Genomic DNA, 19400 nt, shown 5'->3' on the forward strand with positions numbered 1-19400 from the left:
ATTGGGGAAGCGGCGCGACCGGCGCGCCGGGTTGTTCATCGCCGCCGCGCAGTGCACGGCGGCTGCCGCCCGGCCCGGGTGGGGCGAGCCGCGGCGGTGGTTCCGCGCGGGTTATTCGGCCGCGTCGATGCCCGACAGCACCTTGATCACGGGCGGCGCCGAGAACCATTCGGCCGACTTGATGCGAAACGCGGTGAAGTGCGGGCTTGCGAGGTGCGCGTCGAACGCGGCCTGGTCGTCGTAGATCTCGAACAGGTGCAGCGCCGGCGAGCCGTCCTGTTCGCGGAACAGGTCGTAGCGGCGATTGCCGGGTTCGGCACGGGTTGCCGTGACCATGCTGCGCAGTTCGGCCTCGACGGCCTGCGCGTGTTCGGGTTTCGGAAATACCGATGCCATCACATAAAGCGCCATGTTTTTCACTCCTTGGGAAACGGGATCGAGCATGCCATAAGCCGGCATCCGGTGACGCCAGCGTGCAGACGGACGCGCCGCCTCATGCCAGTTCGTCCGGGCCGACGCGCACGACGACCTTGCCGAAGTTCTTGCCGGCGAGCAAGCCGATCAGCGCGTTCGGCGCATCGGCGAGATCGGGGATCACGTCCTCGAGCGTCTTCACCTTGCCCTGCGCGACCCACTCGCTCATCTCCTTCAGGAACGGCGCATAGCCCGTCGCATAATGATCGAGAATGATGAAACCCTGCATCCGGATGCGCTTGCGCAGGATGGTCCCCATCAGCGCCGGCACGCGGTCACGGCCGCTCGACACCGCGGTGTCGTCGTACGCCGCGTCGTTGTAATGCGCGATGATGCCGCACACCGGCACGCGCGCGTGATCGTTGAGCAGCGGCCACACCGCGTCGAACACGGCGCCGCCGACGTTCTCGAAATAGACGTCGATGCCGTTCGGGCACGCTTCCTTCAGCTTGGCCGCGAACTGCGGATCGCGATGATCGATGCAGGCGTCGAAGCCGAGCGTGTCCTTCACGTACGCGACCTTGTCGGCGCCGCCCGCGACGCCGACCACGCGGCAGCCCTTCAGCTTCGCGATCTGGCCGACCACCGATCCGACCGCCCCGCTCGCGGCGGCGACGACCACGGTTTCGCCGGCCTTCGGCTCGCCGATCTTCAGCAATCCGGTGTACGCGGTGAACCCCGGCATGCCGAGCACGCCGAGTGCATACGACGGATGCGCGAAGTCGCGGCCGAGCGCAATGAGATCGCTGCCGTCGGACAACGCGTAGTCCTGCCAGCCACCGCCCGCGACGACCAGGTCGCCTTCGCGATACGCGGGCAGGTTCGATGCGACGACGCGGCTGACCGTGCCGCCGACCATCACGTCGCCGAGCCCGACCGGCGGCGCATACGACGGCGCGTCGCTCATGCGGCCGCGCATGTACGGATCGAGCGACAGCCACACCGTGCGCAACAGCACCTGTCCGGCGCCGGGCACCGGCACGTCGGCGGTCTCGGTGCGAAAGTCGTTTGGGGTGGGTGCGCCGACCGGACGCGCGTTCAGGACGATTCTGCGGTTTGCTGTCTTGGTTTGCGGCATGGGAACCTCCGTCAACAGGAATGGATGTGCCACGGGCACGATCGGATCAATGTTCGACAACCGTGATGCGCGAGGCCGCGGCCGTGCCGGCGAATCAGCCGGTGCAGCCGCGGCCTGGCGCATCAAGCAATCGGACTCCGGCGCAAGTAGACCAGTCGTCTAGCCCGCACGGAAAAACAAGGCGCGCCTGTGCGCGCCCGGGTTATGACTGCGCTCCGTCCGGCTCGACGGGCGGCAGGTTCAGCATCCGCCGGGTTTCGAGCATCGCGCGCTCGAGCGGCTGGCGGTTGCGGTGGATCTTCTCCAGCAGCGTTGCGCCCAGCCACAGCTCGTACAGGATCGCGGCCGTATGCGCGGGATCGTCGACGCCGCTCAGCGAACCGTCGGCCAGCCCGGCCTCGATGCCGCCCGCGAGCCGCTCGATGATCTGACTGGTGCCGCGCCGCAGCACCGCGCGCATCGCCTCCGACAAGTCGGACACCTCCGCGCCGAGCTTGACCGCGAGGCACTTGCCTTCCGGATCGTCCGCGCACTGCATGTGCAGCCAGTTGTTCCAGTACGTCATCAGGCGCTGCGCGCCCGTGCCGGCCTGATGCTTGAACAGGTTGTCGAGATACGCGAGATAGCCTTCGAAATACGACTCGAGCAGCGCCTCGCCGAATGCTTCCTTCGAGCCGAAGTAATGGTAGAACGAGCCCTTCGGGATGCCCGCCGCGGCGAGAATCTCGTTCAGACCGACCGCCGAGAACCCCTTCTGGAGCATGATCGGCTTCGCGGTGTTCAGGATGTGCTGGCGGACTTCCGCGCCTGAAGATGCATTCATGATGGCGTATCTTAGCAACGATTAGACCGGTCGTCTAGTAATGCCGAGCCGGCAAGTTCAGCGGCACTTTACCCGAATCGCATGGCGTCGCGGGTGCGTTGTCGCCGCACCGGGGCGCCCGAGTCACGCGGGTTTCGGAATGGGATTTCGGGCGGCCGGCTTCAAGGCGCGCTGATTGCCGTCGCCGGGTCGGCCCGGCCCACGGGGGCGCGATCAGGTTTTGTCCGTTGATACAGATCAACCGTGCAGGAGCCCGGCACGCGATCATGACGCCATGTCCTGCGCAACTAGCGGCATCTTTGCCTGCGGCAAGCCGGGTCACCGGCGGCCGCCTTCCCGGGAGAACATCATGATCCGACCGCAATACCGAAGCGCGCTTGCGACGGCCTGCGTGTTCATCGCACTCGCATCGCTGCTGGGTGTCGTCCACGCGATGCTGGTCGACGAGCGTATCGTCCCTTACGCGATCGTCACGCTGGTTTCAGGCATCGTCGCGTTCGTCGCGCAGCTGAATCCGGCGTCAAGGGCGCGATAGCGACGCTGTCGCGTCATGCGGTGATGCCGGCCGCGCTTGGGGCGAAAGCACCCGCCCGCCAGCCCGGTTCCTGTCACGCCCCGCCCGCCAATCAGCTCACTTCGATGATCACCTTCAACGCGTGGGTTTGTGCGGCGCGCCCGAAGGTGTCGTACGCCCGCTCGACGTCGTCGAGCGAGAACCGGTGCGTGATCAGGCGCTTTGGATCCAGCCGCCCGGCGCGCACCGTCTTCAGCAGCATCGGCGTGCTGACCGTGTCGACGAGCCGCGTCGTGATCGAGATGTTGCGATCCCACAGCTTCTCGAGGTGCAGGTCCGCCTTGACGCCATGCACGCCGACGTTCGCGACCACGCCGCCCGGCGCCACGAGCGACGTGCACATCTCGAACGTCGCCGGAATGCCGACCGCTTCGATCGCGCAATCCACGCCGACGCCGTCGGTCAGCTTCATCACCTCCTCGACCGGGTCGCCGCCGCGGCCATCGAAGCAGTCGGTCGCGCCGAACTGCCGTGCGACCTCGAGGCGGTTGCTGTCCGGGTCGATCATGATGATCCGCGCGGGCGAGTAGAACTGCGCGGTCAGCAACGCCGCCAGCCCGATCGGCCCCGCGCCGACGATCGCGACCGAGCAACCCGGCTGCACCTTGCCGTTCAGCACGCCGCATTCGAATCCGGTCGGCAGGATGTCGGACAGCATCACGAGTGCGTCCTCGTCCACACCTGGCGGAATCCGGTACAGGCTGGTCGACGCATGCGGGATGCGCACGTACTCGGCCTGCGTGCCGTCGATCCGGTGGCCGAGAATCCAGCCGCCGGTCGTGCAATGCGAATACAGCCCGCGGCGGCAATACTCGCACCGGCCGCACGACGAGATGCATGAAATCAGCACGTGATCGCCCGGCTTCAGCGAGTCGACCGCGACGCCGACCTGCTCGACGATGCCGACGCCTTCGTGGCCGAGAATGCGGCCCGGTTCGCACGTCGGCACGTCGCCCTTCAGGATGTGCAGGTCGGTGCCGCAGATCGTCGTGCGCGTCACGCGCACGATTGCGTCGGTGGGCGACTGCAATTCAGGCTTGGGCCGCTGTTCGAGCGCCTTGCGCCCCGGGCCGTGGTAAACGAGTGCTTTCATCGCTGTTACTCCATCGAAAAGGTGGCCTGTTCGGTCATCGACACCGGCGCATGCCGATCCTGCGCCAGCAGCGCCGCCAACGCGCAGGACGCGACCCGGACGGCCACGCTGTCGGCGCGGCTCGTCAGCACGATCGGGACGCGCGCGCCCACGACGATCCCCGCATTCGCGGCACCGCCCAGGTATTCGAGCTGTTTCGCGAGCATGTTGCCCGCTTCGATATCGGGCACGATCAGGATGTCGGCGCGGCCGGCAACCGGCGAATCGATCCCCTTGTCGCGCGCGGCGCGCAGCGATATCGCGTTGTCGAACGCGAGCGGGCCGTCGACGATCGCCCCCGTGATCTGCCCGCGCTCGGCCATCTTCGCCAGCGCCGCCGCGTCGAGCGTCGAACGCATCGCCGGATTGACGGTCTCGACCGCGCACAGCACGGCCACGCGCGGGCAGGCAACGCCCAGCGCATGTGCGACGTCGACGGCGTTCTGCGTGATGGCCGCCTTCTGCGCGAGATCCGGTGCGATGTTCACGGCCGCGTCGGTCAGGATGAACGGCCTCGGATACGCCGGCGTCTCGATCAGGAAGCAGTGCGACATGCGCTTGTCGGTGCGCAGCCCCGAACCGGCGGCGACAACCGCGCCCATCAGCTCGTCCGTATGCAGGCTGCCTTTCATCAGCGCGCCGGCGCGGCCGGCCGCCGCGAGTTCCACCGCGCGGGCCGCTGCCGCATGACTGTGCGGCACGTCTTCGATCGTCCATTTCGAAAGATCGACACCCGCGGTGTCCGCGACGCGCAGCACCTTTGCGCGCGGCGCGACGATCAGCGGCTCGATCGATGCCCCCAGCGGCGAAGCGGCGAGCGCGGCAAGCGCCGCGACACTGGTCGCGTCGCACGGATGCACGACGGCAACGACGAGCGCCGGCGCGTTGCATGCACGCGCGATCAGCGACGGCAGTGCGCCGTCCGCACGCGGCAGCAGGCCGGGCAGGCGCGCGCAGTCGGGTGCATCGGCATACGGATTCCCGTTCATGTTTCGAGCACGTAGGTGCCGGGCGCCGCGTCGAATCCGGCGGCCGGCGTGCGGGCCGGCACGTCGCCCGACGAACGCTCGTGCAGCCAGTCGCGCCAGCATGTCCACCACGATCCGTCGACCGCCGTCGTTTCCCGCACGAAGTCGTGCCGGCTGCGATACGGCGCGCCGGGCTCGCGGGTCGCGCGGCGGTAGTGACGCCCCGGGTGACCGGGTTCCGACACGATGCCCGCGTTGTGGCCGCCCGACGTCAGCACGAAGGTCAGCGCGTGGTGCGTGAGCAGATGGAGCTTGTAGACGGAGCCCCACGGCGACACGTGATCGCGCTCGGTGCCGACCACGAACGTCGGCACGTCGATATCCGACAACGCGACCGGCCGCCCGTCGACGCAGTAGCGGCCGACCGCGAGATCGTTGTCGAGAAAGAGCCGCGTCAGGTATTCCGAATGCATGCGATACGGCATGCGCGTGGTGTCCGCATTCCACGACATCAGGTCGTTCGGCTTCGTGCGCGTGCCGAGCAGGTATTCGCTCATCATCCGCGACCAGATCAGGTCGCGCGCATTCAGCAGCTGGAACGCGGCCGACATCTGCGCGCCGTCCAGATAGCCCTGCCGCCACATCAGCGCATCGAGCGCGGACAATTCGCTCGCGTCGATGAACAGGCCGAGTTCGCCCGGTTCACTGAAATCGGTCTGCGCCGCCAGCAACGTGACGGACCGCAGCGCTTCGTGCTGCCGCCCGTCGCGCGCAAGGGCCGCCGCAACGATCGCCAGCAGCGTGCCGCCGAGACAATAGCCGACCGCGTGGACAGCTCCGCCGCAGACCGACCGGGCCGCATCCAACGCCGCCACGCATCCGTCGCGCAGATAGTCGTCGAGCCCGAGGTCGCGCGCCTCCGCGCCGGGGTTGCGCCACGACACGGCAAACACGGTGTAGCCCGCATCGACCAGGAAACGGATCAGCGAATTGTGCGGCTGCAGATCGAGGATGTAGTACTTCATGATCCACGACGGCACGATCAGGATCGGCTCGCGCGCGACCCGCGCCGTGGTCGGCTCGTACTGCAACAGTTCGCACAACGCGTTGCGCCAGACGACGCGGCCCGGCGTGATGGCCACGTCGCGCCCCGGCAGATACGTCCGCGCGTCATGGGCATGCGTGCCGCCGGCACGTTCGAGCAGCGCCTTCGCATCCTCCAGCCAGTTCAAGGCGCCTGCCGCGAGATTCGCCCCGCCGCTGGACATCGTCGCGTCGAACACGACCGGATTGGTCGCCAGGAAATTGCCCGGCGAGCACGCATCGAGCCACTGTCGCACAGCGAATCCGACCAGTTCCTCATGGTGCCGCTCGACGCCCGGCACGCCGTGCGTCGCGTCGCGCCACCAGCGCTGGATCGCCAGGAAGCTGTCACGGTACACGTGAAACGGCCATCCGGCCCACGCGGGCGCCGCGAAGCGCGGATCGGCCTGCCCCGCGTGCACGGCCAGGCCCGTCGGGTCCGCCTCGCCGGCCTCGGCCTCGCACTGGTCTGCCGCAGGTGCAACGGCGGCCACGCACGCCTGCATCGCGAGATCGAAGCATTTGCCCGGCGACACCGCGAGATGCGCGGCCCAGTCGAGCGTGGCCAGCGCCAGCGACACGGGCGACAGCCCGAACGTCATCGCTGCCACGTTCGCATGTGCCGCGCGGTTCCATTGTTCCGCGGGCGTCGTACCGGCTTGCGGGCATTGGGTCATGCTCGACTCGGGTTCGACCGCGCCCGATGGCCGTATCGATTCGTTCCCGCGCGGGGCGCGCGTAACGGACGCTTTCATCAGAATCTGCTCCGAGAAACCCCGCCTCTTCCCAAGGGACTTTCCTTCGGGGCGTATGGCGGGAGTGGCATAGGACGACCTCAACGCATGTGCATCCCGCCATTGACGTCGAATTCCGCGCCGGTCGCGAACGCCCCCGCGTCGGAACACAGGAAGGCGACGAGCGCCGCGATTTCGTCGGGATCGCCGAGGCGGCCGACCGGTATCTGCGGCAGGATCTTCGTATCGAGCACCTCTTTCGGCACCGACTCGAGCATCGCGGTCGCCAGGTAACCGGGTGCGACCGTGTTGACCGTCACACCGTGGTGCGCGAGCTCGAGCGCCAGCGCCTTCGTGAAGCCATGGATCCCGGCCTTCGCGGCCGCGTAGTTGGCTTGCCCGTATGCGCCGCGCGAACCGTTCACCGAGCCGATGTTCACGATGCGCCCGAAACCGGCTGCGATCATGCCCGGCGCGAATGGCTTCGTCATGTTGAAGATGCCGTCGAGATTGGTGCGCAGCACCGCATCCCACATGCTCTTGGTCATCTTCACGAAGGTGGCGTCGTGCGTGACGCCGGCGTTGTTGACGAGCACGTCGACGTGCCCGAATTCGGCGAGCACGCGTGCCGCGCACTGCTGGCACGAATCGTAGTCGGCGATGTCGACCTCGAACGCATGGAACGTGCGCCCCGCTTCGCGTTCGTGCGTGAGCCACGTCGCGACGTGGTCGTTGCCTTCCGTATGCGACACCGCAACGGTCATGCCGGCCTCGTGCAGGCGGCGGCTGATCGCGGCGCCGAGGCCGCCCATGCCGCCCGTGACGAATGCGACGCGATCAGCGCACATTGCCATTCTCCCGTGCGCCGGTCATGCCGTTCAGGCGCCGGGGACCACCCGGCGCACCGTTACTCGCACCGGCCGCGTCCTCGATCCCGTGCTCCAATGACGTCATCCAGTCCGCCCACGGCATGCTGGCCTCGTTCACCACCGCCAGTCGTCCCAGATCGGGCAGCCAGTCGGTCTGAAAACGCGACAGCGCACCCGCACCGTATTCGCGCAACCAGGTACGCCATACGCCCGCGCTCTCGTACTGCGCACGCATGCAAAGCTCGGTGGCATCCTGCCAGATCGCGATGCTCGCGATCGCGTAGTCGCGCATCACCTGCCGGGTTGCCTCGCCGAAGGCCGTCCACTCGTTCGTGTCCGCCAGCGTCTGCTGCAGCTGGTGCACCGCCGAGCGGTCCCGCTCGATGCGCCGCCCTGCCAGCGCATGCCATTCGTGCTGCCAGTCGCTGTTCAGCTCGACCATCCGCAGCGCGAGATCGCAGCCCGCGCGGCAAACGTCGTTCGGTGTCGTCAAAGCGTACGTGCTCATCGGCTTCCCTCTTTCGATCCGGTCAATGGGTCGGCATCACGCCGCATGCCGCGTGCCCGGGATCGGCATCGCGACCGTTTCACTGTGCGGCCACGGCGCACGAGTGCCGTTGATCTGAGTCAAGCCCGCGAAAACCCTGCTTCGTAGACTGGTTTGCACTGGCGGATCACCCGTCGATGGAGCGATTCCGATGAGCTACAAGAGCATGGTCGTGCACCTCGATACGAGCACCCGCGCGCATTCGCGCCTCGAGTTCGCATTGCGCGTCGCCCGGCGCTTCGGTGCGCATCTGACCGGCCTGTTCGCGGTCTACACGCCGGAGCCGCATTCGTTCTACGTGATGGCCGGGTCGGCCGATTATTTCCGCGAGCACCGCGAACAGCGCGACGAACGGCGCGCCGCGCTGGAGCGGCTGTTCCATGCGGAAACGGCGCGCGCGAAAGTGCCGGCAGCCTGGATACGTGCCGACGAGCGCGCGAACCTGGCCGTGCCGCGGGCCGCACGCCTTGCCGATCTCGTGATTGCCGGCCAGAGCGACCCCAACGACCCCGAGACCTATATCGACGACCAGTTTGCGGAAAATCTCGTGTTGTCGGCGGGCCGTCCGGTGCTGTTCTGGCCGTACACCGGCGAATTCCCGTCGATCGGCGAACGGGTGTTCGTCGCGTGGGACGGCGGCCGGGAAGCGACCCGCGCCGCGCACGACGCGACTCCCTTTCTCGAACATGCGAAGCGCACGACTGTCGCCGCCGTGGTCGACGGCGCTTCCGAAGCCGCGGCCACGCGGATTCCGGCCGCCGATGCCGCGCTGATGCTCGCGCGCCATGCACGCGACGTGAACGTGCTCGATATCGATACCGGTGACGGTTCGTCGGTCGGCGACACGTTGCTGTCGCGCGCTTATGAAACGGGTTCCGACCTGCTCGTGATGGGCGCCTACGGCCACGCGCGCTGGCGCGAGCTGGTGATGGGCGGCGCCACGCGCACGGTGCTGGCGTCGATGACGCTGCCGGTGCTGATGTCGCACTGAGCCGTCCGATGCGTACGCTCGCGCTGCTCGTCGTCAATGCCGGTTCGTCAAGCGTGAAGTTCGCGGTCTTTGCGTATCCGCCGCACGGCGATCCCGCGCGGCGGCCGCTGCACGACGGTGAGGCGGTCACAACCGGCGACGGCGCGTCGATCCGCTTCGATGCGGAGCCGCACGATTCGCTGCCGCTCGTCGCGGGCGATCCGTACCGCGCCGTCCTCGCGCGGATCGCGACGTGGATCCGCGTGCAGTTGCCGCACGTCACGCTCGGCGCGATCGCGCATCGCGTCGTGCACGGCGGCGCGCGGTACGTGGATCCGGTGGTCGTCGACGACGAAGTATTGGACGCGCTGCGCACGCTGACGCCGCTCGCGCCCCTGCATCAGCCGCACAGCCTGGACGCGATCGACGCGCTGCGCGACGCGTTTCCGGACGTCGCGCAAATCGCGGTGTTCGACACGGCGTTTCATTGCACGCTGCCCCGTGTCGAGCAACTGCTGCCGTTGCCGCATGCATGGTTCGACCGGGGCGTGCGTCGCTACGGCTTCCATGGACTGTCGTACGAATATCTCGCCGTCGCGCTCGACGAGTCGTTCGGCTCGCGCGCGCACGGTCGCGTGATCGCCGCCCATCTCGGCAGCGGCGCGAGCCTGTGCGCGCTGCGCGACTGCCGCAGCGTCGCGACGACCATGGGTTTCTCCGCGCTCGACGGCTTGATGATGAGCACCCGCTGCGGGACGCTCGATCCGGGTGTCGTCCTCCACCTGCTCGAGGCCGGGAAGCTGTCGGGCGACGAGCTGGGGCACCTGCTGTATCACGAATCGGGGCTCAAAGGCGTGTCGGGCGCATCGGGCGATCCGCGTGTGCTGCTGGCGTGCGAAGCGGCCGGCGACACGCTGGCTCGCGATGCGCTGGCGCTCTACGCCCATCGCATCGTGCGTGAAGCGGGTGCGCTGACCGCGTTGCTCGGCGGTCTCGACATGCTGGTCTTCACCGCCGGCATCGGCGAACACTCGGCGGTGTTGCGCGAGCGGATCTGCACGTCGCTCGGCTGGCTCGGCATCGCGCTCGACGCGCGCGCGAATGCCGCGCATGCCCATGTCGTGTCGTCTGCGTCGAGCGCGGTCACGGTGGTCGTCGAGCCGACCAACGAAGCCTGGATCGCGGCGCGCGCCGCGGTGCGCGTGCTGCGCGGCAACCGCGACGGTTGATCCAGATCAGCGCGACCCGCACGCGTGCGCCGATGATGATTCCATCGACATCCGCTCGAGAGAAACGTCATGTACTCGAACATTCTGGTTGCGCTCGACGGCAGCGATACGTCGTCGCGCGCACTCGACGCCGCGCTGGACCTCGCGTCGCAGACCCGTGCACGGCTGACGCCCGTCTACGTCGTCGATTTCCTGGTGCCGGCGTACGACGCGGCCGGATACGATCCATCGATCCTGATCGATGCATTCCGCGAGGAAGGGCTGCGCGTCACGGCGGACGCGGCAACACGCATGAAGGCGCGCGACGTGGCCGGCACGCCGCAGATCGCCAATGTCGCGCCGGCCGGCGAAGACGTCGCGCAACGGATCGTCGGCTTCGCCGGCGAGATCGATGCCGACCTGATCGTGCTCGGCACGCACGGCCGGCGCGGCTTTCGCCGCCTCGTGCTGGGCAGCGTGGCCGAACGCGTGCTGCGCCATGCCACGTGTCCGGTGCTGATGATTCCGGCGCGTTGCACAACCGGAGCAACCGCCGGGACCGCCGCCGCATCAACCGAAAAGGAGCCGTCATGAGCTACAAGACCCTGCTCGTCCATCTCGACGACAGCGACCGCTGCAAGGCGCGCGTCAACCTCGCGCTCGAACTCGCGGGACGCTGGAATGCGCACCTGATCGGCCTCTACGCGGTCTGTCAGGATCTCTTCGAGCCGTTGCGGCGGCCGGACGAGCCGCTCAAGCTGGCCGTCTACGAACGCCTGTGCGAGCAGCGACGCAAGGATGCCGAAGAACGATTCCTGATGGCCGCCGAGCGCGCCGGACGCAGCGTCGAATGGCAGGCGCCGGCCGGCGACGTGACCGCTGCCGCGATCCTGCATGCCCGCCACGCCGATCTGCTGATCCTGGGTCAGGAAGATCCCGACGACCGCATGACCTACGTGGCGCGCCATTTCGTCGAGGATGTCGTGATGGGCAGCGGCCGGCCGGCGATCGTCGTCCCGTACGCGGGCGACGTGAGAACGCTCGGCGAGAACGTGCTGATCGGCTGGGACGGCGGACGCGAGGCCGCCCGCGCGACGGCCGACGCGCTGCCGCTGCTCGCCCGCGCGCGCTTCGTCCACGTCGAAACGGTCACCCGTGGGCATCCCGATCCGGACGAAACGCCGGCCGGCGTCGATGTCGCCGCGTATCTCGAACGGCACGGCATTCGCGCGTCGTTCTCCACCACGTCGCGCGAGCGATCGGTGAGCGTGGGCGCGACGCTGCTGAACCGGGTGACCGACGTGCATGCGGATCTGCTGGTGATGGGCCTGTACAGCCATGCCCGCATGCACGAACGCGTGCTCGGCGGCGCGACGCGCACGATCCTCGAGACGATGACGGTGCCGGTCCTGCTGTCCCACTGAGCGCGTGAAAGCGGGCCGCCGCTTGCGGCTGCCCGCTTCCTGTCACGACCGTCACAACACGCCGGCGCACCCGCCCGGCCCTTCCCGCACGACCAGCACCGGCCGATCCGCGATGCGCACCAGCGATTCGGCGACGCTGCCGAGCAACGCCCGGCGCAGCCCGCGACGACCATGCGTGCCCATCACGATCAGGTCCGCATCGCATTCGGCGGCGGCGCGCGCCAGCACGTCCGAAATGTCCACTCCACACGCATCGATCGCGCGCGCGATGCCGTGTACGCCGGACCGCCGAAACGCGGCTTCCGCGTCCGAGATCGCGGTCGCGGCGTTTTTCGCGTCCAGTCCGGTCGAGTCGCGCTGATCGATATCGCCATGGTCGACGCCGGCCGGCCGCAGCGCGTCCGATACCACGCACGTGGCGATGACCCGGCCGCCCGAATGGCGCGCGAGCGAAATCGCCTCGTCGAGCGCGAGCCGCGCGCCGTGGCTGCCGTCGAGTGCCACGAGGATCCTTTGGTACATGTTGCCTCCCTGCTGCCGTGCGGGTTCGATGGGTTCATCGAGCCAGTCTGATCCTGACGGGCACCGTTGCCTTGAGACCGGTCAACGCTCGCCATCCGCGTCCGGCGCTTGCCAGCGCCGATCGCGACAAGTTGCCGCGCCCCTGTAGGAATCTCCCTACAAGACTTCCCTTTCACCTACCGCAACTTCAATTCCCGCTGATTTTCTTGACGGCGCGCAACATCCATACTGCATTCCGAAAAGCAAACGTGCCTCACGGAGCCAGGGCAGCAGCATCGTCGAGACCGGCGTATCGGTCTTTCCTGCGCGTCCGATGAGGCTTTCCCGAGAGGAAGGCGGCAGACACCAAGGCCGCCGGTACAACGGCCAGCGCGATTCCGCCCGACGGCGAGCCGCCGCTGCCCCAACTGGAGCCGACCATGCAGAGCAGTGCCGAAGTCTCGACGACCATGCCGTCACGCCCGTTCATCCCGCTGCACGCGGTCCAGCCGGCCGATCAGCCCAAGCGCGCCGCGGCCCGCTGTTCGACGTGCGCATTGCGTACCGTCTGCATGCCATCCGATCTCTCGCCTGACGATTTCGCGCGCGTCGACGCGATGATCTGCACGACGCGCCACGTCAAGCGCGGCGAAACGCTGTTTCGTGCAGGCGACGCGTTCAACAGCATCTATGCGGTGCGAACCGGGTCGTTCAAGACCATCGTGATGCATCGCGACGGCAACGAACAGATCACCGGCTTCCAGCTCGTCGGCGAGTCGCTCGGGCTCGATGGCGTGCACACCGGGCACCACAACGGCGACGCGATCGCGCTCGAGGACAGTACCGTCTGCATCATTCCGTTCGGCCAGCTCGAGCAGATGTGCCGCGAAGTGCGGCCGATGCAGCATCACGTGTATCAGATGATGGGCGGCGAGATCGTGCGCGAATCGTCGCAGATGCTGCTGCTCGGCACGATGACCGCCGAACAGCGCGTGGCCGCGTTCCTGCTGAATCTTTCCGCGCGCTTCAAGGCGCGCGGCTATTCGGCCGCGGAATTCGTGCTGCGGATGACGCGTGACGAGATCGGCGAATATCTCGGGATGAAGCTCGAAACGGTCAGCCGCATGCTGTCGAAGTTCCAGCACAAGGGGCTCGTCGCGACGCAGGGCAAGCAGATCCGGATCGTCGACCTGGAAGGCCTGCGGCAAATCTGATCGCGCCGCCTGGCTCCGTCGAGGAGATCAACCGCGCATGCCCAGCACGGCGGCGCCCGACACGCGCCCGCTGCGCAAGTCGTCGAGTGCGCGGTTGGCATCGGTCAGCGCATAGCGCACGGCCTCGACCTGCAGCGGCATCGCGTCCGCGATCCGCATGAATTCGACTGCATCCGCACGCGTCAGGTTGGCCACCGACGCGATACGGCGCTCACCCCACAGCCACGCGTACGGAAAGGCCGGGATGTCGCTCATGTGAATGCCGCCGCATACGACGATCCCGCCCTTGTCGACCGCCCGCAGCGCGGCCGGCACCAGCGCACCGACCGGCGCGAAGATCAGCGCGGCATCGAGCGGCTCGGGCGGCGCTTCGTCGCTGCCGCCGGCCCACGCGGCGCCCAGCGATAGCGCGAGCTGCTGCGCCACGGTGTCGCCGGGCTTCGTGAACGCAAACACCTTGCGTCCTTCGCGATGCGCGACCTGGGCGACGAGATGGGCCGCGGCGCCGAAGCCGTAGATTCCGATCCGGCGAGCGTCGCCCGCCATGCGCAAGGTTCGATAACCGATCAGCCCGGCGCACAGTAGCGGAGCGGCTTCCAGGTCGGAATAGCGCCGCGGCAGATGCACGCAATACCGATGGTCGGCGACGGTGCGCTCGGCATAGCCACCGTCGATCGTATAGCCGGTGAAGCCCGGGCTGTCGCACAGGTTTTCGCGGCCCGATGTGCAATACGCGCAATGCCCGCAGGTCGAGCCGAGCCACGGTACGCCCACCCGGTCGCCGACGGAGAAACCCGTCACGCCCTCGCCGAGCGCGCGCACCGTTCCGACGATTTCGTGCCCCGGAATCAGCGGCAGCTTCGGATGCGCGAGTTCGCCGTCGACGACGTGCAGATCGGTTCGGCAGACGCCGCACGCATGGACGTCGATCAGGAGCTGACCGGCAGCGGGCGACGGACCCGGCATGCGCGCTTCGCGCAAATGCGGTGTCGTGCCGTCAAACATCATCGCGAGCATGCTCGTCTCCCCACCGCGCGATCGTGTTCGCGCGCTTCGTATTTCAAGGCTACTCGTCGCGCATTGCGTCCGCACGACCCGGTGACGGGCGCTTGATGTGGGTCAACGGCCGGCGGGCGGTGCGACGCTCGCGAAGGTGTACGGCAGGCCGCTACGGACGAGGCCGGATGCCACGGTCGGCAACGACGCCCCGTAGTGCGCGCCGGCACGCTTCGATGCGCTTCCGACGCGGCGCGCCGTGCAGGAACCAACCGATCACATCGGCACGATTCCTTGCGGAGCTTCAGCCGCTGCTGTCACGTATCTGCCATCGTCGACCGGTAGCGTTCGAGGCTGCTCACGCTTTCGACAGACGAATCCGCCATGCAGCGCACCGCGCGCGCCACGCCCTACGTTTATGCGGCCACCTCCCGCGCCCTCGCCGCCAGTCTCGCGATCAACCTGCTGTTGCTCGCGGCCGAAGCGGTCGCGGCGTGGTCCGCGCATTCGTCCGGCCTGCTTGCGGACGTCGCGCATGCGGCGATCGATCTCGCGGCCGACGCGCTGATCCTCGTCGCGTGCCGGCTCGACGCGCGGCTGCCGCCCGAGCGGCGCCCGACCTACGAACCGCTCGCGCTGGCAGGCCTCGGCGCGCTGCTCGTCGCCACAGGCGTGCAGATGATCTGGCACGCGGCAAACCGGTTCGATGCGCCGCCGGTCGTGCAGCCCGGCGCGCTGACGCTCGCGCTCGTCGTCGTCACGCTGACCGGCAAGGCCGCGCTGTCGCGCTGGATGCTGCGCAAGGCGCGCGAAACCGGCTCCGCGCTGCTCGAGGCGAGCGGCTGGCATGTGCGCACCGACGCGCTGTCCGCGTTGCTGGCGGCGATGGCGATGTGCGCGGCGTGGGTCGGCCTCGGCCGTCTCGACGATCTCGCCGCGTTTGCGATCGGCGCGATCGTGATCCGTACGGGCGCGGGATTCATCCGCCGCGGTGGCGCGCAATGGCCGGCATTGGCGGCGTGGGCGAACCGTTCGACGCGCGGGTCGTGACGAGGTTCGCCGTCTCTTCCCGGGCGATGAGCTGAAGCATTCGAACCCCGCCTTCGATGGCGTACGAAACGCGTGCAACGCCGTGCGCTGGGCTGCCGCCAGTGAGCGCGATCTCGGTGCGCGCAACGGCGCGACCGCCGTGGCCGGCGACAGCGCGGGCGGCAACCTGGCCGCGGTCGCCGCGCTGCAGTTGCGCGGGTCGGGCATCGCGATCGCGCACCAATTGCTGCTGTATCCGGTTGTCGACTGCGCGACCAAGCATCCGTCCTACGCATCGCTCGGCGTTGCATCGATCCGTCAGTTTCCGCCTGACAGGCTATCGTTTGTTTTTCTGAAATACAGTCTCGGGTTTGTATTTTGACGATACATACCATAGACTGTATTTTTCGATTACAAGCGATCGCCTGTCATATCGCGGAGAGCCCATGGCATTCCCTGTCCAGACCTTGAGCCAGTTGCGCCCGATCCTCGTCGGCTTCCGGAAGTCGGCGGGGTTCACGCAGGCGCAACTCGCCGCCCGCCTCGGCGTCACGCAGCAGTCGTATGCGCAGCTCGAAGCCAATCCGTCCGCGGTCAGCATCGAACGGTTTTTCAAGGTGCTGAACGTGCTCGGGGTGCACCTGACGCTGGATCCGGGCACGCCGGACGACGTGGCGACGCCGGACGTCGCCGCGCCCACGCCTGTGTCCAGGCGTGCTGCGGCCGCGCGCGGTCGCAAGTCAGGTTCGTCCGGCTCGGCCGCCTTATCCGATAAACCAGTCCGCCCGCCGGCCGCCGCGAAGGCGCCCTTCGCCGCCACGCGGAAACGACCTGCCGCGGCGACACCCGGCAAGCCCCGCAACCCCAAGCGGGAGGACTGGTGACGATGGCCCGCCGCCCCCGCCACGACCGCCTCGACCTGTGGATGAACGGCATCCCGGTCGGATACTGGGAAGTCCGGCGCGGCGTCGAGCGCCTCGTCTACCTGCCGGCGTGGATCGACGATCCGCAGGGGCGTCCGCTGTCGCTGTCCCTGCCGTTCACGCCCGGCAACCAGCCGCACCAGGGCGCGATCGTCGCCGACTACTTCGACAATCTGCTGCCGGACAGCCAGCCGATCCGCCGCCGCATCGCGCAGCGCTACCGGCTCGGCTCGACGGCGCCGTTCGAACTGCTCGCGTCGATCGGCCGCGATTGCGTCGGTGCGCTGCAGTTGCTGCCGCCCGACGAGACGCCGGTCGACCTGCAGGCGATCGCCGGCACCGCGCTTGACGACGCAGCCGTCGCCGACGTGCTGCGCCACGCAACCGCCGCGCCGCTGCCCGGCCATGCGGAACCGGACGGCGAATTGCGTCTGTCGATCGCCGGCGCGCAGGAAAAGACCGCGCTGCTGCGCCACGGCAACCGCTGGCTGCTGCCGGCGGGCAGCACGCCCACCACGCATATCTTCAAGCTGCCGCTGGGACGCGTCGGGAACATGCAGGCCGACATGCGCACGTCGGTCGAGAACGAATGGCTGTGCTCGAAGATCGTCGCCGCATACGGGCTGCCGGTGGCCGCGTGCGACATCGGCCGGTTCGACGACCAGAAGGCGCTGATCGTCGAGCGCTTCGACCGCCGCCCGTCGCGCGACGGCACGTGGATCCTGCGGCTGCCGCAGGAGGACATGTGCCAGGCGACCGGCACGCCGTCGGGCGCGAAATACGAATCCGACGGCGGCCCGGGCATCGCGACGATCATGGGCATCCTCGCGAATTCCGCCGAGGCCGCGCAGGACCGGAACAACTTCTTCATCACGCAGCTCGTGTTCTGGGTACTCGCAGCCATCGACGGCCATGCGAAGAATTTCAGCATCGCGCATCTGCCCGGCAACACGTATCGGAGCACGCCGCTGTACGACGTGCTGTCCGCGCATCCAATCATCGGCACGCGACGCAACCAGCTGCCGCCGCGACGCGCGCGGCTGGCCATGGCCGTATGCGGGAAGAATCGCCATTACGTGATCGGCGACATCCAGCCGCGCCACTGGATCGCGCAAGGCGCGCGTGTCGGTCTGACCGAAGACGAGGTCCGCGTGGCGATGGCCGGCGTGGCCGCCCGCACCGAACCGGCGATCGCCGACGTCGCGTCGCGCATTCCCGCGGAATTCCCGGCAGACGTGGCCGATGCGATCTTCGACGGGATGCGCCGCCAGGCGCGCAAGCTCGGCGCCGCCGACTAGGCGGTGCGGGCGCGGCTGCGCTACGTTGGCAGGTCGTCCACCTGGACGACCCGGCGCCGAACTGCGTGTCGGCGGTGGGGGGTTGAGGTCGAGCCGCGGCTGACCCCGCGATCGCGGCTACCGACACGCCCCTCGGCCGTTCAGCCGTTCAGCCCGCGTCGCGGGCGCGGGCCAGCGCCGCGAGGTTCCCTTCCCCGAATCCGTGGTGCCCTTGCCGCTGCACGATCTCGAAGAAGATCTCGCCGGGCCGGCGCTTGACGAAGGTCTGGAAGAACAGCCGCGGCACGCCATCGCTGCCGATTTCGCCGTCGACCAGCACCGCGCGGCGGCGCAGCGCGTCGAGATCGACGCCGTGCCCGGGCAGCCGCGCATCGACTTCGTCGTAATAGCGCGCCGGCGGCTCGATGAATTCGACGCCGTTCGCGCGCAGCGCATCGACGCTCGCCAGGATGTCGTCGGTCGACAGCGCAACGTGCTGGACGCCTTCGCCGGGATGGTCCGGCAGATACGCGTGCATCAGCTCGGTGCGCCGCGTGCCTTCCTCGTACACGGGAATCCGCACCGCGCCGCACGGCGACACCATCACGCGCGATTCTTCCGATACATGCCAGTGCGCATCGATTTCATGGATTTCGCGGAAGTGCAGCAGGTCATGGTAGAAGTCGAGCCATTCGCGCATGCGCCCCGCGCCGACCGTCTGCGTGAAGTGGTCGACTTGCTGCAGGCCCGTGCCCACGCAATCGTGATCGGTATGGGCAGTCGCGATGTCGATCGGCCGGAAATCGATGTCGAAGATCGAGATGTCGCCGACGCCGCCGCGCTGGCCGTCCCGCCCACGCCAGCGGTCGACGAAATAAAGGTGCGAATCGCCGATCCCCTGGATCGCGGGAATCTTCAGCTCGCCGACTCCGATCCGCTCGCCCTCGAACGCCCACGCGCCCAGCTCGATCGCCCGCTCGAACGCGCGCCGCGCGCTCGCCACGCGCAGCCCGATCGCGCAGACGCCCATCCCGTATTCCTCCGCATAGCGCGCCGCGAACGATTCTGGCTCGGCGTTGATCAGGAATTGCATCTGCCCTTGCCGGTACAGCGTGACGTTCTTGCTCACATGGCGCGCGATCGCCTTGAACCCGAGCTGCTCGAAGCGTTGCGCGAGCGCGTCCGGCACCGGCGCCGCGAATTCGACGAATTCGAGTCCGGCCATCCCGAGCGGATTGGCGGCCGGATCGGCGACGGGCGGCGTATCGCTGGACAGGGGGTGGGGATTGCCGGGCATTCCAGTCTCCGGGGGCGGTCGATGGGGATGACGCCCGGTTCGCGCGGCACGCCCGGCCGATGCGAGGGCCGGACATCCGCCCGATCCGGGCGACGTTTTGATGGTCCAGATTTTAACCAGTTCGTTCACGGCGGCACACCCTGGCCAAACGGGATATCGGTGCCTCGCCTAGTGCAAACCCGAAAAGCGTTCGATAATCGCACAGAATAGAACGATAATCGCGCATTTTGACCGATCGGCTAATTGCCGTGACAGCGCGCGCACCCTATTCTCCGCTCA

The 19400-nt window shown here is 68.1% G+C and carries 20 protein-coding genes and 1 pseudogene; 10 read left to right on the plus strand and 11 right to left on the minus strand.

The genetic code is table 11. The features are described 5' to 3' along the window. Positions 1-111: 111 nt before the first annotated feature. From FFI87_RS23280 to FFI87_RS23290, 3 genes are all read right to left on the minus strand, one after another. Positions 112-411, minus strand: a complete 300-nt coding sequence (locus FFI87_RS23280; RefSeq protein ID WP_138848869.1) for a putative quinol monooxygenase — start codon at positions 409-411, stop codon at positions 112-114. A gap of 82 nt (positions 412-493) precedes the next feature. Further along, on the minus strand, positions 494-1552 hold the full coding sequence (locus FFI87_RS23285) for an NADP-dependent oxidoreductase (RefSeq protein ID WP_138848868.1): 1059 nt from the start codon (positions 1550-1552) through the stop codon (positions 494-496). Between the two features lie 202 nt (positions 1553-1754). After that, positions 1755-2375 (minus strand): TetR/AcrR family transcriptional regulator, encoded by a 621-nt coding sequence (locus FFI87_RS23290; protein ID WP_138848867.1) that lies wholly within the window; start codon positions 2373-2375, stop codon positions 1755-1757. Between the two features lie 349 nt (positions 2376-2724). On the opposite strand from FFI87_RS23290, the gene FFI87_RS23295 reads away from it, so the two are divergent. After that, the gene (locus tag FFI87_RS23295; RefSeq protein ID WP_006752850.1) at positions 2725-2910 is read left to right on the plus strand and encodes a DUF2964 family protein; all 186 of its coding nucleotides are present in this window, start codon (positions 2725-2727) and stop codon (positions 2908-2910) included. A 91-nt stretch (positions 2911-3001) separates the two neighbouring features. Here the strand turns inward: FFI87_RS23295 and FFI87_RS23300 are convergent, their stop codons facing one another. The 5 genes from FFI87_RS23300 to FFI87_RS23320 all read right to left on the minus strand — a co-directional run bounded on the left by FFI87_RS23300 (position 3002) and on the right by FFI87_RS23320 (position 8243). Beyond that, positions 3002-4042 (minus strand): zinc-dependent alcohol dehydrogenase family protein, encoded by a 1041-nt coding sequence (locus tag FFI87_RS23300; protein ID WP_138848866.1) that lies wholly within the window; start codon positions 4040-4042, stop codon positions 3002-3004. A gap of 5 nt (positions 4043-4047) precedes the next feature. Then, positions 4048-5070 (minus strand): bifunctional enoyl-CoA hydratase/phosphate acetyltransferase, encoded by a 1023-nt coding sequence (locus tag FFI87_RS23305; RefSeq protein ID WP_138848865.1) that lies wholly within the window; start codon positions 5068-5070, stop codon positions 4048-4050. Further along, positions 5067-6887 carry a PHA/PHB synthase family protein gene (locus FFI87_RS23310; protein WP_138848864.1) on the minus strand — a complete coding sequence of 607 codons (1821 nt, stop codon included), beginning with the start codon at positions 6885-6887 and terminating at the stop codon, positions 5067-5069. Before FFI87_RS23310 ends, FFI87_RS23305 begins: the two co-directional genes overlap by 4 nt. An 80-nt stretch (positions 6888-6967) precedes the next feature. Further along, a complete protein-coding gene (locus FFI87_RS23315; RefSeq protein ID WP_138848863.1) occupies positions 6968-7714 on the minus strand; it encodes a beta-ketoacyl-ACP reductase in 747 nt (248 codons plus the stop codon). After that, positions 7704-8243: a hypothetical protein gene (locus tag FFI87_RS23320; protein WP_138848862.1), complete on the minus strand. Its 540-nt coding sequence runs from the start codon at positions 8241-8243 to the stop codon at positions 7704-7706. Before FFI87_RS23320 ends, FFI87_RS23315 begins: the two co-directional genes overlap by 11 nt. Positions 8244-8433: 190 nt before the next feature. On the opposite strand from FFI87_RS23320, the gene FFI87_RS23325 reads away from it, so the two are divergent. From FFI87_RS23325 to FFI87_RS23340, 4 genes are all read left to right on the plus strand, one after another. After that, positions 8434-9273, plus strand: a complete 840-nt coding sequence (locus FFI87_RS23325; protein ID WP_138848861.1) for a universal stress protein — start codon at positions 8434-8436, stop codon at positions 9271-9273. 8 nt (positions 9274-9281) lie between these two features. Further along, the gene (locus FFI87_RS23330; RefSeq protein WP_138848860.1) at positions 9282-10481 is read left to right on the plus strand and encodes an acetate/propionate family kinase; all 1200 of its coding nucleotides are present in this window, start codon (positions 9282-9284) and stop codon (positions 10479-10481) included. 69 nt (positions 10482-10550) lie between these two features. Further along, complete coding sequence (locus FFI87_RS23335) at positions 10551-11054, plus strand: universal stress protein (RefSeq protein WP_138848859.1); 504 nt, start codon at positions 10551-10553, stop codon at positions 11052-11054. Next, the gene (locus FFI87_RS23340) at positions 11051-11884 is read left to right on the plus strand and encodes a universal stress protein (protein WP_138848858.1); all 834 of its coding nucleotides are present in this window, start codon (positions 11051-11053) and stop codon (positions 11882-11884) included. Before FFI87_RS23335 ends, FFI87_RS23340 begins: the two co-directional genes overlap by 4 nt. A gap of 51 nt (positions 11885-11935) precedes the next feature. Here FFI87_RS23340 and FFI87_RS23345 read toward each other — a convergent pair whose 3' ends face one another. Then, a complete protein-coding gene (locus FFI87_RS23345; RefSeq protein ID WP_138848857.1) occupies positions 11936-12406 on the minus strand; it encodes a universal stress protein in 471 nt (156 codons plus the stop codon). Between the two features lie 419 nt (positions 12407-12825). On the opposite strand from FFI87_RS23345, the gene fnr reads away from it, so the two are divergent. Beyond that, the gene (gene fnr, locus FFI87_RS23350; protein WP_012366065.1) at positions 12826-13599 is read left to right on the plus strand and encodes a fumarate/nitrate reduction transcriptional regulator Fnr; all 774 of its coding nucleotides are present in this window, start codon (positions 12826-12828) and stop codon (positions 13597-13599) included. A gap of 27 nt (positions 13600-13626) precedes the next feature. Here fnr and FFI87_RS23355 read toward each other — a convergent pair whose 3' ends face one another. Then, positions 13627-14616: a zinc-dependent alcohol dehydrogenase family protein gene (locus FFI87_RS23355; protein ID WP_138848856.1), complete on the minus strand. Its 990-nt coding sequence runs from the start codon at positions 14614-14616 to the stop codon at positions 13627-13629. A 363-nt stretch (positions 14617-14979) separates the two neighbouring features. Here FFI87_RS23355 and FFI87_RS23360 point away from each other — a divergent pair, with 363 nt between their 5' ends. The 4 genes and pseudogenes from FFI87_RS23360 (at position 14980) to FFI87_RS23375 (ending at position 17845) form a co-directional block, all read left to right on the plus strand. Then, positions 14980-15645, plus strand: coding sequence for a cation diffusion facilitator family transporter (locus FFI87_RS23360; protein WP_138848855.1), 666 nt, complete (start codon positions 14980-14982; stop codon positions 15643-15645). A 67-nt stretch (positions 15646-15712) separates the two neighbouring features. After that, a pseudogene (locus FFI87_RS23365) lies at positions 15713-15928 on the plus strand (alpha/beta hydrolase fold domain-containing protein); the annotation flags it as partial. A 142-nt stretch (positions 15929-16070) separates the two neighbouring features. After that, a complete protein-coding gene (locus FFI87_RS23370; RefSeq protein WP_138848854.1) occupies positions 16071-16508 on the plus strand; it encodes a helix-turn-helix domain-containing protein in 438 nt (145 codons plus the stop codon). Between the two features lie 2 nt (positions 16509-16510). Continuing rightward, complete coding sequence (locus FFI87_RS23375) at positions 16511-17845, plus strand: type II toxin-antitoxin system HipA family toxin (RefSeq protein WP_138848853.1); 1335 nt, start codon at positions 16511-16513, stop codon at positions 17843-17845. Positions 17846-17993: 148 nt separating this feature from the next. Here FFI87_RS23375 and FFI87_RS23380 read toward each other — a convergent pair whose 3' ends face one another. Further along, positions 17994-19121 (minus strand): 4-hydroxyphenylpyruvate dioxygenase family protein, encoded by a 1128-nt coding sequence (locus FFI87_RS23380; protein WP_012366060.1) that lies wholly within the window; start codon positions 19119-19121, stop codon positions 17994-17996. Between the last annotated feature and the right edge of the window lie 279 nt (positions 19122-19400).

The sequence above is a fragment of the Burkholderia sp. KBS0801 genome (assembly GCF_005937855.2).
Lineage (GTDB): Bacteria > Pseudomonadota > Gammaproteobacteria > Burkholderiales > Burkholderiaceae > Burkholderia > Burkholderia ambifaria.